We start from the raw sequence: 22,629 nt of genomic DNA on the forward strand, positions 1-22,629 counted from the left end.
AATTCCTATTTTTTATTTAGTTGTACTGTTTCGCTTTAAGCAAAACCATTTTGTTGTAAAAAGTCCATCGTTAATCGAGATGTCGGTGACGATGTCTGCGCTTGCCCTTGCAGTAACCTTTCCATATAACGCGCCAAGACATCCACTTCTAAATTAACCTTTTTACCGACGTGAAAATCATCAATCGTCGTTTGACCACCGGTGTGAGGTACGATGGTCAATTTGAAAGCATCATCGCGAAGCGCATTAACCGTCAAACTGATTCCGTCGACAGTGATAGAACCTTTCTCTGCAATGTACTTACTGATTGAATGTGGGCAAGCAACCCAAAATTCAATCGCGCGGCCAACACTTTGTCGCTCGACTATTTCTCCCACACCATCAACATGACCAGAAACGATGTGACCGCCAAAGCGAGTCGTGGGCAACATGGCTTTTTCTAAATTGAGTTTGTCACCGATTTGATACTCTGAAAAAGCACTTTTATCTAGGGTTTCTAAGGACAAGTCTGCGCTGTAACTGTTTGGCGTCATGGCGACAACCGTTAGGCAAATGCCGTTGGTGGCAATACTGTCGCCCAGTTTCACGTCGCTCATATCTAAGCCATGGGACTCAACGGTCACACTTATATCTCCGCCTTTTGGCGTCATCGCAGACAGGGTTCCGACCGCTTCCACAATTCCAGTAAACATACTTTTTACTCTTTGTAATCTATTGAGGCGATAATACGAATATCGCGACCGACTAAACGCACATCATCGAAGTGTAAGTTTATCACGTCTTGCATTTGGGTTAAGCCTAAAGCACCGAGCAAACCGCGCCCATCACTGCCCATCAATTTTGGCGCCAAATAAATCACCAACTGATCGACAAGTTTGGCTTTTAACAAACTCCCGGCCAATGTGGCGCCCGCTTCGACCCATAAATGATTGATGTTCTCTGCCTGTGACAAAATCGACAATAATGAAGTGAGATCAACGAAACCATCTTCTTTGCAAGGCGCTAAAATATCGGCGTTTTCACCGCCCACGGTGAGGATGTCTCCCTCGTGCTGATAAAGCTTGAGATCCGAGCTCAAACGCCCGCACCGATCCAAAATAACCCGTGTCGGTTGACGAACTTTATCTTGGTGGTAATGCGCTTGTACACTCGGCGGCAATTGTGACCAACGAACATTCAGTGACGCATTATCTGCAATCACCGTTTTACTGGTCGACAAAATAGCACCAGATTTGGCGCGAAACTTTTGCACGTCACGGCGAGCATCCGACGAGGTAATCCATTGGCTTTGACCGTTGGAAAGTGCACTTTGGCCGTCTAAACTGGCCGCCATTTTCAGCTGAACATACGGCATGCCCGACTGCATCTTTTTGATAAAACCGAGATTTAGGGCCTTTGCTTGAGATTCTAATAACCCGACTTCGACCTCAATGCCAGCTTCTCTGAGCATAGCAATGCCTCGACCTGCCACTTGAGGGTTAGGGTCTTGCATTGCACAGATCACTTTTTTGACTTTGGCATCAATAAGCCCTTTGGCACAAGGTGGTGTACGACCGTAGTGTGAGCAAGGCTCTAAGGTGACGTATACCGTCGCCCCTGCGGCTAACTCACCCGCTTCGCGCAACGCGTGTACTTCGGCATGGGGGTGCCCGGCTTGAAAGTGAAACCCTTGACCGACAATGGTCTGGTCTTGAACAATAACGCATCCGACATTGGGATTGGGCGAGGTGGTGTATACCCCAGCGCGAGCAAGTTCGATCGCTTTAGCCATCATTTGATGGTCGAATAAAGTAAATGTGGTCATAAATTCCTAATTTTCTAGGCGTGCTATTTCTTCACCAAACTCTTTGATGTCCTCAAAACTGCGATACACAGAAGCAAAGCGAATGTAAGCGACCTTGTCTAACTCTTTGAGTTGCTCCATCACAAAGTTACCTATCATGGCACTGGAGACTTCGCGCTCACCGGTTGCTCTGAGTTGAGATTTAATATGAGTAATCGCCAACTCAATCGCATCAGCACTCACTGGCCGCTTTTCCAGTGCCCTTTGCAACCCACCCACCATTTTATCTTCATTAAACGGTTCGCGATTGCCATTGCTTTTGATCACTTTTGGCATGACTAATTCAGCCGTTTCAAAGGTGGTAAAGCGCTCTTGGCAAGCTAAACACTGACGGCGGCGGCGCACTTGGTGCCCATCTGCAACCAAGCGAGAATCAATAACCTTAGTATCACATTCGGAACAAAATGGACAATGCATAAAACCTCCAAACACTTTGTCTTAATCTGTCAATCGTTCAATCTGTCTAGAGAAAGACAGTGACAATGGCTTCAGTTTAGCGGAAAGCGAAATGATAGGGAAAGAAAAAGGGAGTCGAACTCCCTTTTATATCAAAACCTAACTGAAAAAGGCGCTGACACTAACGCCGATTAACTTCTCGCCAAGTAATCGCCGATGCCAACCCATTTGTAGCTGGTCAACTCTTCCAGTCCCATTGGACCGCGGGCGTGCAGCTTTTGCGTCGAGACGGCCACTTCGGCGCCCAAACCAAATTGTGCGCCATCGGTAAAGCGCGTTGAAGCGTTCACGTAGACCGCTGCCGACCCAGCCGCATTGATAAAGCGCTCTGCATTAGCAAGGCTTTCGGTCATGATCGCATCGGAATGGGAAGCGTTGTGAGTTCGCATGTGATCAATCGCTTGTTCAACATCTTCAACGATGCGAACGCCGAGTGTAAAGGCGAGCCATTCAGTATCAAAATCGCCGTCCTCGGCCACGCGCACAGATTGCGCCGCGGCTAACAGCGGGTAGGCTTCCTGAGTGGCCACAAATTCTAGCTGCTCTGAAAGACGCTCTGCCAATTGAGTTAAAACGGGCTTGGCGACATCGCGATGCACTAATAAGGTATCGAGGGCATTACAGGCTGAGGGCCTTTGCATTTTCGCATTGGTAATAACTTGTAAGGAGCGTTCGATGTCGGCGCTGTTATCGACAAAAATGTGACTGATACCAAAACCGCCAATGATAACGGGAATGGTGCTGTTTTCTTGACACATTTTGTGCAAGTTAGCTCCGCCGCGTGGAATGATCATATCCACGTATTGATCGAGCTTTAACAACTGGGCAACTAAGGCGCGATCTGGGTTATCAATGTATTGGACAGAGGCAGAGAGAAGCTGCGCTTTTTCTAATGCGATTTGAATCACTTTGACCAATTCCATATTAGTGGCAAACGTTTCTTTACCACCGCGCAGGATCGCCGCATTACCGGTTTTTAAACACAAAGCGGCAATATCAATCGTCACATTAGGACGCGCTTCATAGATCACGCCAACCACGCCAAGGGGCACTCTTCGACGCGATAAACGCATACCATTGGGCAAAATCTTGCTGTCGAGCTCAACACCAACGGGATCGTCGAGTTGAATGACATTGCGCACGTCTTGTGCCATCGCAGACAAACGTCCTTGGTCGAGAAACAAGCGGTCAAGCATCGCTTCAGTCAGACCGGCTTGGCGGCCGGCCTCGATGTCTTTGCTATTGGCAGCCAAAATACGTTCTGCATTCGCTTCAAGCTCATCAGCCATAATAGCTAAAGCGTGGTTTTTTTGTGCGGTTGAGGCTGTCGCCAATTGGAAAGCGGCCTCTTTTGCCGCTTTGCCCAATAGTTGTAAGTCCACTTTTATCCCTCTTCTTTCTTATTCTTGAATCACGACCATATCATCGCGATGGATAACTTCTGAGCCGTAGTCATAGCCTAAGATATCATGAATATCTCGACTGTGCCGCCCGGCAATTTTGAGCAGCTCTTGGCTGGAATAATGCGTCAACCCTCTGGCAATAATTTTTCCTTCTCGATTGACGATGCGCGCAACATCACCACGGGAAAAATTACCCTGTACGTCACAAATGCCTTTGGCTAATAAGCTACTGCCTTGGTTAATGACAGCGTTGACCGCTCCGCCATCAACAACAATATCGCCCGACGAGACCGGTGCCGCTAATATCCATTGTTTGCGATTTTCTAAGGCTTCCTGACAAGGCCAAAAACGCGTGCCTTGGTAGTGTTCACTCAAACAATCAAAAATAACGTTCGGAGCACGGCCTGCGGCAATCGTCACTTCAATTCCGGCACGGCGCGCAATATCGGCCGCTTTGAGTTTGGTCGCCATCCCCCCCGTACCAAGAGAAGTACCACTGTCACCGGCAATTTTGCGCAGCGTGTCGTCGATAGTGCGAACTTCTCTGATCAATTCAGCTTTGGGGTCTTTTCGAGGATCGGCGGTAAAGAGGCCTTTTTGGTCCGTGAGGAGCAGGAGTTTGTCCGCACCACACAAAATACCAATCAAAGCAGATAAGTTATCATTATCACCGACTTTGATTTCATTGGTGGCCACTGCGTCATTTTCATTGACGACCGGAATGATGCCATTGGCAATCAAGGTATTGATCATGTCACGAGCATTTAAAAATCGCTCGCGGTCTTCAAGATCAGCACGCGTGAGTAGCATTTGACCAATTTTCAACCCGTAAATCGCAAACAAACGCTCCCATGTTTGAATCAAATAACTCTGACCAACGGCGGCAAACATCTGCTTATTGGCGATTGATGTGGGCAAATCAGGATAACCTAAATGTTCGCGACCAGCTGCAATCGCGCCAGAAGAAACCAACACAACCGAATGGCCTTGTCGAGTTAATTCTGAGCACTGTCTGGCAAGCTCAACCATGTGAGCGCGATCGAGCGCATTTGTACCGCCGGTAAGAACACTGGTACCGAGCTTAACCACAACCGTTTGTGATTGAGTCGTACCTGAAGGTTGTTGTGTTGTCATCATTCTCTGATCTTTACAAAAATAAGAACGATGTTATAGCAAAGGGGATAACGACTTCCAAGTAGAAATACCATTCGCTTGACTATTTTTAATTAGCTCAATTCCATTTCGTATTGTGCGGTACTTGATTGCGTCATCAACGCCTACCTTATTGACGGCGTTTCACAGATAAACCAAATTTACTACTGAGCAGGTCTTGCAGTTTACTATCGAAGTCATCCAAGGTTTGCTTAACTTCCGACAGTGCTTTTTCTGAAAGTGGGTGTTGTTGCCAATTTCCGCCCTGATCGAAAAGGCCAATTTGATAGTCAGCATAAAACTCATCACCATTATCATTTGGCGTTAGCAACATCCACCAGCCATAAAACTCTCGACTGTCGGGTTCTCTGCGACTGTCGACACAGAGGCTAAAACAATCAAAGAAAAAGCCCTGCTGACTGCTTTGCTCTTCACGCAAATAAGGGCCAATGCTCTTAAACTTAGCAATGAGCCGGTGGTATGTCGGCTTTAAAGCAGCTTCACTCATAACAATCTCCCTAATTTTCAATTTTTTAGTTATCGATAAATTAAAGATACTGTTAGCATTTATCTACAAACAGTCAATCGCAATAAGACTTAACTTTGCTCTTGAAGGTGTTCTGTTAACCATTGCAATGACATTTTGAGAGCCTGATCGTACCCTTGTGTAATTGACTTTTTGGTTAATTTCTTTGTTTTACCTTGGCGACTGTAAAGGGCGACCAATTGATTATCACTGGCGGGAGAAATGCTATCGCCCGGTAAACTGAGAGCCAAAATAGGCACGTCACACTGACGACCGCTGAGAATGCCTTGTACTTTGAGCGACCACGCCCTCATTCGCTTCGTTAAGCTATCAATATCAACGGGTAAACGTCCGACGCGGGACGCCAAGATATCAAGGTACATTTTATCCATCGTGCGGATTTTTTCTTCATCGATGAACACTTGGTGAATGGGCGCCCCTAAGGCCACACAAGCTTTTATTTTGCTCTGTTCGATAAAAGCCAGCCTCACCATAGCGTTACCACCAAAGCGAAAGCCAAGTAAACCGATACGGTAATGATCAACCCACGGCAAAGTGGGCAATTGAGACAAGACGGCTTGATGTAAACAACTGCTGTCTTCACTCAATGGCCATTGTTTGCTATGGCCAATCGAGGGCATATCCAAGGTTAACATTGCTATCTTTTGCGGCGCAAAATGGTCGCGAAACAAGGCCCACATATCCGTTTGTAGACTATCTAAGCCCGGAGCGACGATCACCGTTGGCAAAGGCTCATCGGTGTGAGGCAAATGCAAGTAGCCTTGAATCTTTTTGTTCTTATATTGAAACTCAACCGCTTTAATCTTATAGCGAGAGTGTTTTGCAGCCTCGAGATAACTGGCTGTCGCCAACGCGTGAGACTGTATCGCCAAGTTATCGTTTTTTAGATGAGGGTAGCCAGCCAAACTGTAGTGCAACGAAGCTCGAAACAAGGCCTCAGCCGCGGCATCACCTGTCAGTTCATGTGCCTTTTGTTGATGTTGCATCGCCGAGCGCGTCCACTCAAAAGCCCAGTTACCACTGCGATAGCCCATCACAGTATCCAACCAGTGATCATGAGTTCGCGAACCGTTTGATGCCGCGATAGATGCCATAATCGCTTTGTATTCTATCGGGTCAACGCCTTGCCAAATCCATTGCGTAGGACGCAACTGGCGATACCAAGCTTGATGGTCTTGCCGCTGTGCCAATCGTGCTTCGCTGCTCGGCATATACGGAATTAATGATGATGTTTCTCTTGCCTGCTTGTGGTTGGTAAAGAGTGTTTCAGATAAATTATCACTCAGGGGCTTTCGCATAATGACCTCAGATGCAACGTTAGGGCTAGAGAATAACAAAAAATGCCCCTTATCAAAGGGGCATAAATCAAACAAAGTGAACGATATCGGTTACTTTTGCTTGCGATTAATCGGCTCGACGTAAGACAGTGTCAAATCCCAAGGCTGTTCAATCCAAGTGTCTTGTGGAATATCGACGATGTATTCATCGACAAGTTCAGCACCGGCAGGTTTAGCACATACCGTGATAAACTTCGCTTTGGGGTACATTTTTCTGACTTGTCTTGCGGTATCACCACTGTCCACTAAATCATCGACAATCAAAAATCCTTCACCGTCGTGTTCTGGTGCTTTTAAAATACTCATGTCGCGCTGATGATCGTGATCATAGCTGGAAATACAAATGGTATCCACATAACGAATGCCGAGTTCACGAGCGAGGATCGCGGCAGGGACGAGACCGCCACGACTCACACCTAGGATTCCTTTCCATTGCTCTGCAGGCATTTGTTTTTCTGCCAGTTCTCGGCAGTAAGCTTGCATGTTGTCCCAAGTGATAATAAATTTTTTGCTCATTGTCATAACCCAATCTGTGAATATAGCAAAGCCTGACGATAGGTTATATCGACAGGCTTAGAAGTGTTAAGCGAACTCTTAATTATTGCAGAGCAAACTTAACGATGAAAATAATCGCCATTACCCATACACTTAATGATACCTCTTTCGCTCTTCCGCTGAATAATTTAATGGCAGCGTAAGCGATAAAACCAAAAGAGATACCCTCTGCGATAGAGTAAGTAAGAGGCATAAGTAAGCAGGTCACCGCGACCGGTGCCGACTCAGTAATGTCATTCCATTCAATGTTTGCCAATCCTGACATCATCAAGATAGCGACATAGAACAGCGCACCGGACGTCGCATAAGCGGGGATCATACCGGCTAATGGTGAAAAGAATAGCGCTAAAAGAAATAAAACGCCAACCACAACGGCAGTCAGACCAGTGCGGCCGCCTTCAGCAACCCCGGCCGTACTTTCTACATAAGAGGTCGTATTAGACGTACCGAGCAAAGCGCCAATAGAAGTGGCGGTTGAATCGGCTAAAAGCGCACGGTTTAAACGTGGAATTTTACCGTCTTTGTCGATCAGGTTAGCTTTGCTCGCTACGCCGACCAAAGTACCCGCAGTATCAAACAGATCAACGAATAAAAATGAGAATACAACCGAAATCATACCGATTTCAAATACCGCAGAAAAGTCGAGCTGCATAAAGGTTGGTGCGATACTTGGCGGAGCAGACATTACACCGTGCCACTGAACGTCACCAAATAAAAGCCCACAAGCCGTGACAGCCAAAATGGCAATCATGACAGCGCCTTTGATTTTGCGATGTACTAAGGCAACGGTGATAAAGAAACCCAACGCCGCTAACAGTGCTGATACGGAGGTGATATCACCCAGTGTCACTAACGTTGCTGGGCTATCGACAACAATACCGCTGTTTTGCAAGGCAATGAAAGCGAGGAACAAACCGATACCGGCAGAAATACCCGTGCGCAACGACATCGGAATGGAATTAATAATCCACTCGCGAACTTTAAATAAGCTGAGCAGAATAAACAGCACACCCGAGCAAAATACCGCCGCTAACGCCACTTGCCAGGAATACCCCATTCCCAGCACAACGGCATAAGTAAAGAACGCATTGAGTCCCATGCCTGGTGCTTGGGCGATCGGGTAATTAGCAACAAAGCCCATGATAAAACAGCCGATCGCCGCCGCCAAACACGTCGCCACAAATACCGCACCGCGATCCATACCGGTATCGGATAAGATAGCAGGGTTGACGAAAATAATATAAGCCATGGTCAAGAAGGTGGTGAGACCAGCGACCACTTCAGTACGTACAGTGGTTCCATTTTCACTGAGTTTAAAAAGCCTTTCGAGCATATTTGAATCCTGTCAAAGATTGAGTAAAACGGTTGCGTAATCGATTGGCGCGAATTATAGAATTATCAAATTATAAATGCCAGAGACTTTCGACCAATTGGTAAAAAAGCAACTTACAAATACAAAACTCATTGAATAAAGAAGTCTGATATATCCCAAAATCCATTTCAAAATATAGTCAAGCGTAAGACAAAACCGCTCAAAACATAACGAAAACCAAATCGATGAAGGAAAAATAATCGTTAAAATACGGTGCACTCACCACGGATATCTCCATTTCCTCGGTGAGTGGCAAACTATGTTAAAAGGACGAGAGAAAATAACAAGCCAAAGCCACAAATTTGATTTCTCGGTCGCAAAAAAAAACGCCGCTAGCAAAGCGGCGTGAAAATCACTTGGAAATTCTAAATAATAGGGGGGTGAACTTTCGTTCAATCACTTGTCCAGGTCACTGTCATTTACAATAACCGAAACACGGGCGATACATAAAGTTTTGTGTATAGACGTTATTTGTTTGCTGCCAAAACTTTACACTCGTTAAACCTGTCATTTTACACCTCTTGATCTAAATCGTTAAAAACAATTGATCCTCGGTTCCTTGGAGGCGATATTTTCGGACTCATCCTATGAGCATTTTTGTCTTTACCTTCACCGCTAACCTATGAAGATAAAGAAGATCGCATCAGATCTTGAAAGTAAATATACTACTTAGGAAAATAATTACAACATTTTTTAGTGAATTCGATCAAAACCATCATAAAAACCCCAATTACTGTAATTAAATTACAAAACTGTTGATATTCGTTCACACCTAGTGTTTTTAGCCTGCCTTATAAAGCATTTTTGTTGAATGGCAAGATTTCTCAACCTGTGACTACCCCAGACCGATGATGAGTGCTACTCTGAACGCCGTTTTTCACCACATTGTATTATGTGGATACTAACCCGTCTGTCTCACACCGGGGGTCACATCACGAGTGGCAACGAAGGGTAACCACGTTGAACAATATCGAGAAGGATAATGATGAAAAATTGATGTGATAAGAAAGCATTTTGCCCTATTTTCAAACTTTTTTTCTTCGCTATCATTGACCACACGCCTCAGTCAGATTGGTATAATAACAAGGAGTTTCCATGTCAGAATTTCTCACTGCTATCCGTCAGCGCACCGACAATCCCATTTGGGACTTTTTTGATCAAATCTGTCGTATTCCCCGCCCTTCTAAACACGAACAAGCACTCGCCAATTACATTATCAACTGGGCAACCAAATTGGGCTTGGCAGTTAAACAAGATAAAACTGGAAACCTGTTTATCTCTAAACCCGCCACACCCGGAATGGAAAACCTCAAAGGCGTTGTGTTGCAAGCGCATTTGGACATGGTGGCGCAGAAGAACGAAGGGTGTGACCACGACTTTTTTAATGACCCGATTAAGCCATACATCGATGGTGACTGGGTTAAAGCTCAAGACACCACTCTCGGTGCAGATAATGGTATTGGCTTGGCCAGTTGCTTGGCCGTTTTGGCCGACAAAAATATTAAACACGGCCCTCTCGAAGTCTTGCTCACCGTCGATGAAGAAGCGGGCATGGGCGGGGCATTTGGCCTCGAGGCCGGTTGGCTAAACGGTGAAATCCTCTTAAACACCGACTCAGAGCAAGAAGGCGAAGTCTATATGGGCTGTGCCGGAGGGGTCGATGGCGAATTCACACTGCCATTAGAAAGACGTGCTTTAAAAGAGGGCTACCAGACTTTTGCTATTGCACTAAAAGGACTGCGCGGCGGTCACTCCGGAGTCAACATTGACGCAGGCCGAGCAAATGCCAATAAATTATTGGCTCGTTTTCTCCATCAAGCTCAGCGTAATTTAGCGTTGCAGCTCCTCGATATACACGGCGGAACGCTTCGCAACGCCATTCCAAGAGAGGCCTTTGCCACGGTTGCGATCGCGAGTGAAAACGCCGATCCACTTCGCCAAGCATTAGTCGAATTTTGTGCGCTAATACGCCAAGAGTACGCCGATATTGAACCTAACATCACCTTTACTCTCGAGGCGGTTGAATCCTCACTCGCGCCATTAACCGATGTCTGTCAAACCAAAGTCATCAACCTCTTAAATGCCTGCCCCAACGGCGTGACCAAGATGAGTGAAGAAGTCCGCGGCGTCGTTGAAACGTCTCTTAATGTGGGTGTGGTGACGTGTCAAGAAAACACCGTATCGATCATGTGCCTCATTCGCTCACTGATTGACTCTGGCCGTGAATACATTGAACAACAACTAACCGCTCTAGGGGAGCTTGCTCAAGCGCAGGTTAAATTTAGTGGCGCTTACCCAGGCTGGAAGCCAGAGCCCAACTCACCTATCATGGCCATCTTCCGTGACATGTATCAGGAAATCTACGGCCACAAACCCAATATCATGGTCATTCATGCCGGGTTAGAATGTGGTTTGTTTAAAGAACCTTACCCTGAGATGGACATGCTCTCTTTTGGCCCAACGATTCAATACCCCCACTCACCCGATGAACAGGTTCACATCGGCAGTGTCGATTTGTATTGGCAACAAATGCGCGCGCTATTAGCGGCCATTCCAGCCAAGTAATACTAATCTTGCATAATATAACCGTTATCACCCCTCGTTAATGATAACGGTTATTTATCGTCAGCATCACAAGTCAGATTCGAAATTCAAACTCGATGCTCGTAAAGTGAGCGCTCTGAAAATAACGAGGCGCCCATGGCTACTTCATACAAAAAAAACCCGTCCATTTCTTTTTTAGGTACGACGATTCACGCTGGCGAACGCAAAGCCCTTGAGCTCGACGTCGCCCAACTTTACACTCATACCCCGCTGTCGATCCCGATCGAAATCATTCACGGCCAATATCAAGGGCCACGGTTGCTGATCAATGCTGCGATTCACGGTGATGAGCTCAATGGCGTAGAAATTGTTCGTCAAGTTCTGGCTTTACTCGATGCCAAAAAGCTCAAAGGTACGGTCATTGCAGTGCCGATCGTAAATGTGTTTGGTTTTATCCACAAATCGCGTTACTTACCCGATAGGCGCGATCTCAACCGCTGTTTTCCTGGCAGTGAAAAAGGGGCACTGGCGTCTCGTATTGCCCACACTTACTTTACCGAAGTGGTTCAATCGTGTGATTACATCATCGATCTGCACACGGGGGCGATCCACAGAACCAACTTGCCACAAATTCGCGCTAATTTAACCAATCCGGAAACACAGCGTATCGCCAAAGCGTTTGCAACGCCGGTGATCATCGATTCGGCTTTGCGCAATGGCTCGATTCGCAGTGAAGCTGAAAAACACAATATTCCGGTGCTGACCTATGAAGGCGGAGAAGCGTTGCGCTTTGATCCCTTGTCCATTAGCGCTGGCGTATTGGGGATCCGTCGAGTCTTAAAAGCCATCGATATGTACCGTGGTAGCCGAAAACAGTTGCCAGAGCCGGTTATCGCCACTTCCACGAGTTGGGTACGAGCGGTCACGAATGGCATTGTAAGAACCGTAGTGAATTTAGGGGATATGGTTGAAAAAGGGGAATTGCTGGCCTATATCAGTGACCCTCTCGGCCATGAAGAAACGCCGCTGTTAGCGCCCAATGCCGGTATTGTGATCGGCCAGTTAACCTTGCCGCTTGTCAATGAAGGCGATGCGCTATTCCATTTGGCCTACTTTACTTCTCAAGATGGCGACGTTGAACAGCGAGTTGAAGATTACATTGACGAGATTGGCGAGATAGATAGCTCCCCTCTCACGACGGGACAAATTGCCCTCAAAGAATAATAACTGACCTCAAAAGACAAAAAAACAAGCCGCTTTCGCGGCTTGTTTTTTCAGGGCTGCTTTGCTGGCATCGCAATTAGCCGATGTTTTTACGCGCATTTTGGAACATACGCATCCAAGCACTGTTTTCACCCCAACTATCAGGGTGCCACGAGTTGGCGACGGTTCTAAACACACGCTCAGGGTGCGGCATCATAATGGTGACACGGCCATCCTGAGTCGTTAACCCTGTAATCGCATTAGGCGACCCGTTCGGGTTATTCGGGTATTGCTGCGTCGCCTGACCAAAGTTATCAACGTAACGCATTGCAACCGTACCGGAAGCTTCAAGCGCTTGCAGGTGCTGCGCATCACGAACTTCAACACGTCCTTCACCGTGAGAAACGGCGATTGGCATACGAGAGCCGGCCATACCGTCAAAGAAGACCGAATCAGACTTCTGCACTTCCACAAGGCTAAAGCGCGCTTCAAAACGCTCCGATTCATTGCGCACAAAGCGCGGCCATAACTCTGCTCCCGGAATGAGATCACGCAGGTTAGACAGCATTTGACAGCCATTACACACACCAAGTGCAAAGCTGTCTTTGCGTTGGAAGAAGGTTTCAAACTGCTCTCTGGCTTGTGGATTAAAGAGAACGGACTTCGCCCAACCTTCACCAGCACCGAGTACATCGCCGTACGAGAATCCACCACAAGCCACCAGGCCTTGGTAATCTTCGAGAACGGCAGCGCCCGTTAAGATATCACTCATGTGTACATCGACAGACTCAAAGCCAGCGCGGTCAAATGCCGCTGCCATTTCGACATGAGAGTTCACACCTTGCTCACGTAAAACCGCCATTTTAGGGCGAGCTCCCTTCGCGATGTAAGGTGCTGCAACGTCTTCGTGGACATCAAAGCTCAGCGCTACATTCAGGCCAGGATCATTGTCGGCTTGTTTACCGGCAAACTCTTGATCCGCGCACTCAGGGTTGTCGCGTAGGGCTTGCATTTTGTGTGTTGTTTCAGCCCAAATGGTACGTAGTTGTAGACGAGAACGTTCGACAACGTTTTGTTCACCAGAGCGAATGACAAAGCGATCATCCGCCGTCACGGTACCGAGAACATGACTGCATTGCGCCAAGCCAAACTGAGCCAGTACGCCTTGTACTTTATCCAAGTCTTGCGCTTTGATTTGGATCACGGCGCCGAGTTCTTCGTTAAATAACGCCGCCAAAGCATCCTCGCCAAGCGTTTGAATATCGACGTCGAGACCACAATGACCGGCAAACGCCATTTCTGCCAAGGTGACTAGCAAACCACCATCGCCTTTATCGTGATAAGCAATCAAAGACTCATCGCGAACCAATTGCTGCATGGCATTAAAGAAGCCTTTTAACAACTCTGGGCTGTCAACATCAGCAGGCTTATCCCCTAACTGTTTGTAAACCTGAGCCAGAGCGGTTGCGCCAAGACGGTTTTTGCCTTGACCTAAGTCGATGGCTAACAAACGGGTCTCGCCAAGATCGGTACGAAGCTGTGGCGTAATGGTTTTTCTTACGTCTTCAACACGAGCAAAAGCAGTGATCACCAAAGACAATGGCGAAGTCACCGATTTTTCTTGACCATCTTCTTGCCATTGGGTCTTCATCGACATCGAGTCTTTACCAACAGGAATGGTCAGACCAAGAGCTGGACACAACTCCTCACCGACCGCTTTTACCGCTTCGTACAGACCGGCATCTTCACCCGGGTGGCCGGCTGGTGACATCCAGTTGGCCGATAATTTGATATGAGCTAGGCTACCGATATCAGTGGCGGCAATGTTGGTTAACGACTCTGCCACAGCCAAACGCGCTGAAGCGCCAAAGTCAAGTAATGCAACCGGGGTTCTCTCTCCCATCGACATCGCTTCACCGTGGTAAGTATCGTAGCTCGCCGCTGTTACCGCGCAGTTCGCAACCGGGATCTGCCAAGGGCCAACCATTTGATCTCGTGCCACCAAACCGGTTACCGAGCGGTCACCAATGGTGATCAAGAAGGTTTTTTCTGCGACTGCAGGCAAACGCAAAACGCGATCAATCGCTTGATCGATTTCAATACCATCGCGAACAAGAGACTGCCCTTCCACTTTCACTGTCGTCGCTTCACGAGACATTTTCGGTGGCTTGCCAAGTAAAATATCCATTGGCATATCGATTGGCGTGTTGTCAAAGTGAGAATCTTCTAAGGTCAAGTGACGCTCTTCTGTCGCTTCGCCAACCACAGCAAACGGCGCACGCTCACGATGACAAATCGCTTCAAAGGTTGCCATGTGCTCGGTCGACACCGCCAAAACGTAACGCTCTTGTGATTCATTACACCAAATCGCTAATGGGCTCATGCCTGGCTCATCATTTGGCACATCGCGCAATTGGAATTTACCACCGCGTTCGCCGTCATTGACGAGCTCAGGTAGCGCATTAGAGATCCCGCCAGCGCCCACATCGTGGATAAAGGCAATCGGGTTTTGCTCACCGAGTTGCCAGCAGCGATCGATCACCTCTTGACAACGGCGTTCCATTTCAGGGTTTTCGCGTTGTACCGAGGCAAAATCAAGATCTTCAGACGATTGACCTGACGCCATTGACGATGCCGCGCCGCCGCCTAAGCCGATGTTCATCGCCGGGCCACCGAGAACAATCAATTTAGCCCCAACAGGGATCTCTTTTTTCTCGACGTGCTCTTCGCGGATGTTGCCCATACCACCGGCAATCATGATCGGCTTGTGGTAACCACGTACTTCTTCACCGCCGTGTGAGGTGACTTTTTCTTCATAGGTACGGAAGTAGCCCAACAAGTTAGGTCGACCAAATTCATTGTTAAATGCCGCGCCGCCCAATGGGCCTTCCAGCATAATATCAAGAGCGTTGACAATGCGACTTGGCTTTCCAAAATCGCTTTCCCAAGGTTGAACAAAGCCTGGAATACGTAAGTTCGACACGGAAAAACCGACCAAGCCCGCCTTTGGTTTACCACCAATACCGGTTGCACCTTCATCGCGTATCTCACCACCGCTGCCGGTTGACGCACCAGGCCAAGGTGAAATGGCCGTTGGGTGGTTATGCGTTTCCACCTTCATCAAAATATGGGCATTTTCATGATGGTATTGGTACTGGCGTGAGTTTGGATCGGGGAAGAAGCGCCCAACCTGAGAGCCGGTCATGACTGCGGCGTTGTCTTTATAAGCAGACAAAACGTGCTCGGGGTTTTTCTCATAGGTATTTTTGATCATCTTAAACAAAGATTTCTCTTGTTTAACCCCGTCAATGGTCCAATCGGCATTAAAGATTTTGTGGCGACAATGCTCTGAGTTCGCTTGAGCAAACATCATTAACTCAATGTCATTTGGGTTGCGGCCCAGTTTGGTAAAGTTTTCAACTAAGTAATCAATTTCATCGTCAGCCAAAGCCAAACCAAGGGAAACGTTTGCTTCTTCAAGCGCCGCTTTTCCACCCGCTAGGATATCCACCGCGGTCATTTCAGCAGGCTCTGCATGGTGGAACAACTGTTGAGCTTGCTCAAGCTCGTCAAAGACCGTTTCCATCATGCGATCGTGGATCAGAGCTGATAATTGCTCAGTCTGCTGTGACGTTAAAGGAACCTCACTGTCGATGTAGTAAGCGCAGCCACGCTCAAGACGCGCCACGGATGACAATCCACAGTTATGTGCAATATCTGTCGCTTTTGAAGACCATGGCGAAATCGTACCAGGGCGAGGCGTCACTAAGCGCAATAACCCTTTGGGCTCATGCTCTTCAATCGTCGGCCCATAAGTCAACAGTTGCTGTAACGTTTCTAATTCTGATACAGACAACTCAGCAGTAAGATCAGCAAAGTGAACAAACTCAGCATAAATATCACTGATGGGGAGGGCATGTTCGCGGCACAAGTCGAGTAGTTTGTTGGTGCGAAATTCGGAAAGAGCGGGGGAACCACGCAAAATTCTCATATGCTTAGGTCTCTTCTGACAGATGAATTAAGAAAAAATTGATTTATATTCATATAGTTAAAGACTAAAACCATAAACACAAATCAATTTAATCTCTCAGTTCGGCTGCATTATAAAGGATTTATTTTTGTGATGTAACACCGAAAGCAACCGTTTGCGCGTTTTTTTTCTTTTTTTGAAAATAAATTCAGTGTTGATAAGCCTTCCTGATATCATGTCAACACTTTGCCTTATCGCTCGGCTTTGATATAACAATAAATAAACCTTTAATTGGATTTTTCATGATTCGACTACCCTCTGCTCTTATCCGCTGCTTTGCCTTATGCGCTGCCCTACTGTTACTCACCGGTTGCCAAATTGAATCCCAGCCGAAAAGCGATCTCGAAAAAATTCAACAACGGGGGGTGTTAAGAGTCGGAACCCTGAATAATCAGTTGTCTTACTACATAGGCCCTGAAGGCCCGACAGGGTTAGATTACGAGTTGGCTCAGGCGCTGGCCAAAGAGCTTGGCGTTCGCATAGAAATCAAGCCGGCTTATCGATTGGCGGAACTTTTTCCTGCCTTGCAAAAAGGGGAAATCGATCTGATCGCGACGGGCCTCAATCAAGAAACTGCTGATGATGAAGGGTTTCACCCAGGCCCCACCTATTACTATGTCAGCCAACAAGTGATCTACAAAAAAGGCCAGAGGCGGCCACGGGATCTCAAACAACTGGTCAAATACCAGCAGCAACACGTCGACAACCTCGCCACCAATAATCCAGAGTTAGCCCGAGAAAGCACTCTCAAGGTCGTCGCCAACTCTTCTTTTGTTGATACCTTAAAACAACAGCAACAAAACGAGCCTGAACTCGCCTTTCGCGCGGTCACTAATGCCGACAATCAAGACTTGCTTCAACAAGTCTCGTCGGGCGATCTGCCTTTTACCGTTGCCGATTCGATAGAGCTTTCTCTAGCACAGCGTCTCTACCCTGATTTAGCCACGGCGTTTGAATTGACAGAAGATCAACCCGTGTCTTGGTATTTACGACGCTCCGAAGACGAAAGCTTATACGCTTTACTGATCGAGTTTTTTGGTCAACTGCAGCAGTCGGGGCAACTGGCGAATTTAGAAGAAAAGTATCTCGGTCACATTGGTTCGTTTGATTATGTGGATACTCGCGCCTTTATTCGCGCCTTAGATAAAACCCTGCCGAAATGGGAGCCGATTTTTAAAAAGTATTCAGAGGAGTTTGACTGGCGCCTTATCGCGGCGATTTCCTATCAAGAGTCTCATTGGCGGCCCAAAGCCAAATCGCCAACTGGGGTCAGAGGAATGATGATGCTGACTTTGCCCACTGCTCGTAGTGTCGGCGTGACAGACCGCCTGGATCCCGAGCAATCCATACGCGGTGGTGTGGCTTATTTTCGCCGTATTATCGCCCGTATTCCAGACTCGATTGAAGCGCATGAAAAATATTGGTTTGCCCTGGCCTCCTACAACATTGGCTACGGTCACATGATGGATGCAAGGCGTCTCACTGAGCGCCAAGGCGGCAACCCCAATGAGTGGGGCGATGTAAAAGAAAGACTGCCGCAGTTGCGTAAAAAGCAATACTATACCCAGACTCGCTATGGTTATGCCCGTGGGGATGAAGCCCTTAATTACGTTGAAAACATTCGCCGTTATTATCAAAGTATTGTTGGCCACGTTGAGCAACACCCAAGCTTGGAAAACAATGATAACTTCGACGATCTCGCGGTGATCCCTGACCTACTTGATGAAAACGAAGATGAAGATGAATTAGACGAAGCGATCAGTGCAGAGCAAGAGAACGAGCAAACCGTTGGCGCAGACAGCGAACAAAACACGTCAGACAACAACCAAAACCAGACTGATGTTTCTGATGGCAACAGCGACAATAATGACCGCCCAACACCGTCCGAACCGTCCGAAGATACATCGAGTCAAACTTAATCTCTGCTCTACCTGTTGTGTCAATAGGAAAGCCTTTGCAACAGGGTTGGCATTTCTCTAAGGGCTGTCCTTACAAGCGCCGTTGTCACGGCTAACAAACCATGCAATATACACCCAAGTGTCGTTAAAGCACTTGGGTGTAAAAAGATTGCCTATTTTTCAAAGGCAAACTATACTTTACTTCTTGAATCAACATCAGAAGATGTCTGGTTCATACTGAAACCTTCACCAGGCTGTTATTGCGCGTCTTGGGCATAAGTGACTGGTGGGTGTTCAAACAAGCCTTGATGACTCCTGCTAACTCACACAGCAGTTCCTACGAGCATCAGTAACTAACTATGTTCCTTACTTATTTCTGTCACATTAGAGGGCTACTCTATGGCAGACATAACAGGATACCGTTACACCAAAATCACAATATGTACGATGACATAGCCCAGCTTTGAGTAGTGGCCAGTGGGTGATTGTGTCACCGAAAGGCGATTTGTGATTAATGTGAGCGATATAAAGCTTATACCAAACAAATGTCGTATCAGTAAAAGAACAGTACCCAGAATAAAGAGCTATACCTTGTCCACTGGGATGACTGATTTGGGGAGAACACACCATGCGTAAAAGACGCACCGCAAAGCGACTTAATAATATTGTCGCAGCGAATAGAAGAAAGCGTAAATTTGCTCATATGAGAAAAAAAATCAGTGCTAGGCACCGAATTTACGTACAAGTATTGTCGAATTAAATTCGATAACCGTAGAAGCTAGGTGTAAAGCCTAGCTTTTTGGTATTTGAGGGCCGGTCAGTTTCGCTTTTTGCTTTTGTTGTTTGATCTCTTTGCGACGCCGTTTAAAAAAGTTTTGCAGCAGTGACTTGCACTCATCTTCAAGCAGCCCGCCTTCGACTTGGGCATAGTGAAAAGCCGCAGGGCTGTTAAACACATCGATAACGGTGCCGGCCGCACCGGCTTTTAAATCTGGCGCTCCGTAAACAATACGCGTGACTCGGGCATGTAACAAAGCACCGGCACACATAGGGCATGGCTCTAACGTAACGTACAACGTGGTGTCTAACAATCGGTAATTATTCAGCGTTTTACCGGCTTGACGCAAGGTGTTCACTTCGGCATGAGCACAAGGATCACACAAGCTGATCGACTGATTGTAACCGGTGGCGATCACTTGCTGATCTTTCACCAATACAGCGCCAATAGGCACTTCACCTTGTTGTTCTGCTTGGCGAGCAAGTTCTATCGCCATTTGCATATAATGTTGATCCAGCTCTGTGAATCGCGCTTCGTTGCCGGGCTGCTGAGAAGAAAATGGTTCCATGATTACCTCACCTAATAACAGCCGCTAGGATACCGAACCTCACCCAGAACACCAATGGTTTCCCAAGAGAAATACGCCGGTTATTGCCGGTTGGCTATCCAAGATAAGGGGGCAACATCCTGAGTAAGATGGCTAACCCCCGTTTGTATATCGATGTGATACTCTTGCCCGCGCTCCGTTTGCCAATGAACGTCTAATTGTAGCTCAACAAAATGATCGGCCCGCTCAGTGATGGTTTGCTGCCAATAGATCGTTTGTTGTTGTAAACCTTGCCAATGGCCTGATGCAGAAGTCAGCGACTGCCCTTGATAAAATAGCAAAAATTGCTGTGTGTAATGGGTCTGCGCCCATTGGAGTACTTGTGATTTTTGCGCCACGATGTACTGATGATAAAGGCTATTACTCCAGCACTGCCAAATCACCGTGCAAAAGAGACTGCATACCACCAAGGCAATCATCGGCTCTAATAAGCTAAATCCCAACGGTCGCCGAACGATACAGCCCATATGGCCTCCAAAAAATGACGTTTCCCCACTCACCATTCTCCACCCTTGTCGCCTGAATACTGCCTTGCCCAGTGAGGTAAATACTGGCCTCTTGTTGGGTAAAGAGAAGATTGCCACGCCAAAACCACGTACCCAAGGCCACAAAATGTGGCTGTATCGTGTCGGACTCGCTAACACTGAGTGCTTGATTCACCTGTTGCTTGGCCCACATTGACGCTTGCCAGTCAACATCTTGAGTCGTCACTAAGGCGGCATGCATCTGACAGTGGTCACAGACCAGCGTGCCGTTGTGCAGCCAAAAAACCATACCCTGTGCAGATTGAACATCTCCAGACAAAGCACAATCGCCACGCCAGGCAAAATAGCGCTTCCCTGTCGTAAGGCCTTCTTCTAACCAGGACTGACAGGTTTGAAATTCACGACTGTCGCCGACCAGACCTAGATGACTCCATTGTGCTTTGCGCCAAAAATCTTGTTGAGCCTCGGTGATGTCTAAGCCAGCGACAAAGTCATTCAGGGCTTGATCAACCTCTTGTGGGTTAACAAAGCGGGCGTCTTGTTGCCACTTGGCTTGTTCTTGGTGAGGTGGCAGTGGATCCTGAGAGTTCAATTGCGGCGCTTCTAGCGCACATTCTACCCTACCCTCTGATGACCAAGGCGCGCGATAAAAAAGCCCGCTTTGTGCTGAGACTCTCCATTTGCTCTGGCTGATCACGCCTAGACACGGTGACAGTTCACTTAAAGGCTCAAGACTCAACTGTCCGTCCAATATCAAGTCAGAGTGAGTGGCAATCGCCCAATGTGCCTGCCGGGGCACAATCACAAGGCTGTGCTGTATTTCCTCATTATCACGTCTAATTTTCAGTCGCTTAGGGTATTCAAGCCACATCACTTGAGCGCTTTCATCACAGCCAGACAATGGCGTATCCGCTTTGAGAATCACCTGATCCAACAGTGATTGATACACGCAGCTGAGATCGCCTTGTAAACGCCACTGGTTTTTTTGCCTCTCTTGATAAAGGTGAGCAAGCCTGGCCATTTGCCATTGCTCACGGGTGACCTGCGCATAATATTGGCTCAAAATGAGCGTGACCAAGCTAATAAAAATTAATGAGAAAAAACCCGACTGATCAGACACTCCCAGGCGGCGATTGCGCTTTGAGGGAACAAAAGGCCGACGGTGTCTCTTTTGCACAGTAAGAGATCTCATGATAGCAATAACCTCAAGTTCGATTGGCTCACGACATTACCCTCCCTGACCCAAGATAATATTGTTAACCAGTACCTTGCGCTGACGAGTATAAAACGCATTTGGCTGCGCAGTTAAAGCAGCGGTTAAGGAGATCTCAAGCTCTAACACTGTGGTGTCACCTCGTTGATGAGTAAAAGCAGCAATGTTAAGTTCACTGACTTGAATAAAGCTCGTATCCCAAATTTGATAACAGGGGGCCTGCGGCTGCGTACTGTAGGGGGCACTGATCGCCTGACGCCACTCACACAATTTCAATTGTTTCCCTTGTTGTTGATAGCGAATGTATTGCTGCCAGACATTCACCTCGTCTGATACTTGAAAAAATAACGTCATTTGTTTGCCTTGCTCGGCAATGTCAATTGGCCAATGGGACGCTATTGTCGATGACCATTGAACTTGTGCGCCGGCATGGGCCAAATCATCCGCCATTACCGCGACTTGTTTATCGATCAGTTGTCGCAAGGTCAGTGCTTGCCATTGCGTGCTCATCGTTTGGCGAAAGGTGACAAAAAAGCCACTGGCCAAAAGTATGACTAAAGAGGCAATCAGTAGAGTCATCAATAGCTCAATGAAACTGAGGCCCCGCTGCCTTTTTATTGCCGTTAACAAGGACTTTGCCCCTTTCTGGTCACGCAGCGTCACGTTGACCATCTTAACCACACCAGTCTAATCCATGAGTGTATGCTAACTGTGTAGCGCATTGGCGGATCCGACCGGAATGCATGGATAAAATGGTTTTGATGGCCGATTCACCTTCAGAGGATCTCAGTAGGAGGTGACCGGAAATGGGTTGACCACGACGGGCAAGAAACTTGACTCTCGCTTGGGCATAATTGTGAGAAAACTCCAGTTGATGGGTATCATCAGAGCGAAGTTGAGCCCAAACGGTCACAAACTCATCGGCGTCTGCGTTTGGTGAGTCGGATAAAGTCAGTTGCCAATGAGATTGCCACTTCGATGCGGGATGCCCCAGGTGAAGCCATAAAGGCTTGCCCAATGTCTGAGTTAAAGATTGGCTGTACTGTAAAAAACCGTAGAGCGCCTTGCCGTTCGCCGTTAGTGTCTCGCGTTCGGTCACAACTTGGCCAAAGGGCAAAGAAAAGCCGCTGAGCAGTGTTAATAAAAATACGCAGACTAAAAGCTCAATCAAACTAAAGCCTTGTTTCTTTTTCATCACTTTCCCCT

Annotated in this window: 18 protein-coding genes; 3 read left to right on the forward strand and 15 right to left on the reverse strand. The window is 47.3% G+C overall.

Annotated elements, in window-relative coordinates:
* Positions 1-35 precede the first annotated feature (35 nt).
* The 9 genes from AB0763_RS10200 to AB0763_RS10240 form a co-directional block, all read right to left on the reverse strand.
* On the reverse strand, positions 36-692 hold the full coding sequence (locus AB0763_RS10200; RefSeq protein ID WP_306100790.1) for a riboflavin synthase: 657 nt from the start codon (positions 690-692) through the stop codon (positions 36-38).
* Between the two features lie 5 nt (positions 693-697).
* Entirely contained in the window at positions 698-1,804 is a 1,107-nt protein-coding gene (ribD, locus tag AB0763_RS10205) for a bifunctional diaminohydroxyphosphoribosylaminopyrimidine deaminase/5-amino-6-(5-phosphoribosylamino)uracil reductase RibD (protein WP_306100789.1), read from the reverse strand.
* A gap of 6 nt (positions 1,805-1,810) precedes the next feature.
* On the reverse strand, positions 1,811-2,260 hold the full coding sequence (gene nrdR / locus AB0763_RS10210; RefSeq protein WP_306100788.1) for a transcriptional regulator NrdR: 450 nt from the start codon (positions 2,258-2,260) through the stop codon (positions 1,811-1,813).
* A 170-nt stretch (positions 2,261-2,430) separates the two neighbouring features.
* Positions 2,431-3,681: a glutamate-5-semialdehyde dehydrogenase gene (locus AB0763_RS10215; RefSeq protein WP_306100787.1), complete on the reverse strand. Its 1,251-nt coding sequence runs from the start codon at positions 3,679-3,681 to the stop codon at positions 2,431-2,433.
* Between the two features lie 18 nt (positions 3,682-3,699).
* Positions 3,700-4,839, reverse strand: coding sequence for a glutamate 5-kinase (proB, locus tag AB0763_RS10220; protein ID WP_306100786.1), 1,140 nt, complete (start codon positions 4,837-4,839; stop codon positions 3,700-3,702).
* Positions 4,840-4,984: 145 nt separating this feature from the next.
* Entirely contained in the window at positions 4,985-5,362 is a 378-nt protein-coding gene (gene crl, locus AB0763_RS10225) for a sigma factor-binding protein Crl (protein ID WP_306100785.1), read from the reverse strand.
* A gap of 89 nt (positions 5,363-5,451) precedes the next feature.
* A complete protein-coding gene (gene frsA / locus AB0763_RS10230) occupies positions 5,452-6,699 on the reverse strand; it encodes an esterase FrsA (protein WP_306100784.1) in 1,248 nt (415 codons plus the stop codon).
* Between the two features lie 90 nt (positions 6,700-6,789).
* The gene (gene gpt, locus AB0763_RS10235) at positions 6,790-7,254 is read right to left on the reverse strand and encodes a xanthine phosphoribosyltransferase (protein WP_306100783.1); all 465 of its coding nucleotides are present in this window, start codon (positions 7,252-7,254) and stop codon (positions 6,790-6,792) included.
* 82 nt (positions 7,255-7,336) lie between these two features.
* Complete coding sequence (locus AB0763_RS10240; RefSeq protein ID WP_306100782.1) at positions 7,337-8,626, reverse strand: NCS2 family permease; 1,290 nt, start codon at positions 8,624-8,626, stop codon at positions 7,337-7,339.
* Between the two features lie 1,134 nt (positions 8,627-9,760).
* On the opposite strand from AB0763_RS10240, the gene AB0763_RS10245 reads away from it, so the two are divergent.
* Both AB0763_RS10245 and AB0763_RS10250 read left to right on the forward strand, forming a co-directional pair.
* Entirely contained in the window at positions 9,761-11,230 is a 1,470-nt protein-coding gene (locus tag AB0763_RS10245; protein WP_306100781.1) for an aminoacyl-histidine dipeptidase, read from the forward strand.
* A gap of 135 nt (positions 11,231-11,365) precedes the next feature.
* The gene (locus tag AB0763_RS10250; RefSeq protein ID WP_306100780.1) at positions 11,366-12,433 is read left to right on the forward strand and encodes a succinylglutamate desuccinylase/aspartoacylase family protein; all 1,068 of its coding nucleotides are present in this window, start codon (positions 11,366-11,368) and stop codon (positions 12,431-12,433) included.
* A gap of 76 nt (positions 12,434-12,509) precedes the next feature.
* Here AB0763_RS10250 and purL read toward each other — a convergent pair whose 3' ends face one another.
* Positions 12,510-16,403, reverse strand: coding sequence for a phosphoribosylformylglycinamidine synthase (gene purL, locus AB0763_RS10255; RefSeq protein WP_306100779.1), 3,894 nt, complete (start codon positions 16,401-16,403; stop codon positions 12,510-12,512).
* Between the two features lie 281 nt (positions 16,404-16,684).
* Here purL and mltF point away from each other — a divergent pair, with 281 nt between their 5' ends.
* The gene (mltF, locus tag AB0763_RS10260; RefSeq protein WP_306100778.1) at positions 16,685-18,361 is read left to right on the forward strand and encodes a membrane-bound lytic murein transglycosylase MltF; all 1,677 of its coding nucleotides are present in this window, start codon (positions 16,685-16,687) and stop codon (positions 18,359-18,361) included.
* 770 nt (positions 18,362-19,131) lie between these two features.
* On the opposite strand, the gene tadA is transcribed toward mltF, so the two are convergent.
* The 5 genes from tadA to AB0763_RS10285 form a co-directional block, all read right to left on the reverse strand.
* On the reverse strand, positions 19,132-19,686 hold the full coding sequence (gene tadA, locus AB0763_RS10265; protein WP_306100777.1) for a tRNA adenosine(34) deaminase TadA: 555 nt from the start codon (positions 19,684-19,686) through the stop codon (positions 19,132-19,134).
* A gap of 80 nt (positions 19,687-19,766) precedes the next feature.
* Positions 19,767-20,192 (reverse strand): hypothetical protein, encoded by a 426-nt coding sequence (locus AB0763_RS10270; RefSeq protein ID WP_306100776.1) that lies wholly within the window; start codon positions 20,190-20,192, stop codon positions 19,767-19,769.
* A complete protein-coding gene (locus tag AB0763_RS10275; RefSeq protein WP_306100775.1) occupies positions 20,158-21,402 on the reverse strand; it encodes a hypothetical protein in 1,245 nt (414 codons plus the stop codon). The genes AB0763_RS10270 and AB0763_RS10275 overlap by 35 nt, the downstream gene beginning before the upstream one ends.
* A 36-nt stretch (positions 21,403-21,438) precedes the next feature.
* Positions 21,439-22,095, reverse strand: coding sequence for a PilW family protein (locus AB0763_RS10280; protein WP_368644071.1), 657 nt, complete (start codon positions 22,093-22,095; stop codon positions 21,439-21,441).
* 1 nt (position 22,096) lies between these two features.
* On the reverse strand, positions 22,097-22,618 hold the full coding sequence (locus tag AB0763_RS10285; RefSeq protein ID WP_306100773.1) for a prepilin-type N-terminal cleavage/methylation domain-containing protein: 522 nt from the start codon (positions 22,616-22,618) through the stop codon (positions 22,097-22,099).
* Positions 22,619-22,629: the final 11 nt, after the last annotated feature.

It is taken from the genome of Vibrio sp. HB236076 (assembly GCF_040957575.1).
Taxonomy (GTDB): Bacteria; Pseudomonadota; Gammaproteobacteria; order Enterobacterales; family Vibrionaceae; genus Vibrio.

Bases quoted from the DNA above. Each gene is read 5' to 3' on its own strand.
- proB (WP_306100786.1), bottom strand. From the start codon at position 4,839: ATGATGACAACACAACAACCTTCAGGTACGACTCAATCACAAACGGTT.
- AB0763_RS10200 (WP_306100790.1), bottom strand. From the start codon at position 692: ATGTTTACTGGAATTGTGGAAGCGGTCGGAACCCTGTCTGCGATGACG.
- frsA (WP_306100784.1), bottom strand. From the start codon at position 6,699: ATGCGAAAGCCCCTGAGTGATAATTTATCTGAAACACTCTTTACCAAC.
- ribD (WP_306100789.1), bottom strand. From the start codon at position 1,804: ATGACCACATTTACTTTATTCGACCATCAAATGATGGCTAAAGCGATC.
- AB0763_RS10275 (WP_306100775.1), bottom strand. From the start codon at position 21,402: ATGAGATCTCTTACTGTGCAAAAGAGACACCGTCGGCCTTTTGTTCCC.
- tadA (WP_306100777.1), bottom strand. From the start codon at position 19,686: ATGGAACCATTTTCTTCTCAGCAGCCCGGCAACGAAGCGCGATTCACA.
- AB0763_RS10240 (WP_306100782.1), bottom strand. From the start codon at position 8,626: ATGCTCGAAAGGCTTTTTAAACTCAGTGAAAATGGAACCACTGTACGT.
- AB0763_RS10270 (WP_306100776.1), bottom strand. From the start codon at position 20,192: ATGGGCTGTATCGTTCGGCGACCGTTGGGATTTAGCTTATTAGAGCCG.
- AB0763_RS10285 (WP_306100773.1), bottom strand. From the start codon at position 22,618: ATGAAAAAGAAACAAGGCTTTAGTTTGATTGAGCTTTTAGTCTGCGTA.
- crl (WP_306100785.1), bottom strand. From the start codon at position 5,362: ATGAGTGAAGCTGCTTTAAAGCCGACATACCACCGGCTCATTGCTAAG.
- nrdR (WP_306100788.1), bottom strand. From the start codon at position 2,260: ATGCATTGTCCATTTTGTTCCGAATGTGATACTAAGGTTATTGATTCT.
- mltF (WP_306100778.1), top strand. From the start codon at position 16,685: ATGATTCGACTACCCTCTGCTCTTATCCGCTGCTTTGCCTTATGCGCT.
- purL (WP_306100779.1), bottom strand. From the start codon at position 16,403: ATGAGAATTTTGCGTGGTTCCCCCGCTCTTTCCGAATTTCGCACCAAC.
- AB0763_RS10280 (WP_368644071.1), bottom strand. From the start codon at position 22,095: ATGGTCAACGTGACGCTGCGTGACCAGAAAGGGGCAAAGTCCTTGTTA.
- gpt (WP_306100783.1), bottom strand. From the start codon at position 7,254: ATGAGCAAAAAATTTATTATCACTTGGGACAACATGCAAGCTTACTGC.
- AB0763_RS10250 (WP_306100780.1), top strand. From the start codon at position 11,366: ATGGCTACTTCATACAAAAAAAACCCGTCCATTTCTTTTTTAGGTACG.
- AB0763_RS10245 (WP_306100781.1), top strand. From the start codon at position 9,761: ATGTCAGAATTTCTCACTGCTATCCGTCAGCGCACCGACAATCCCATT.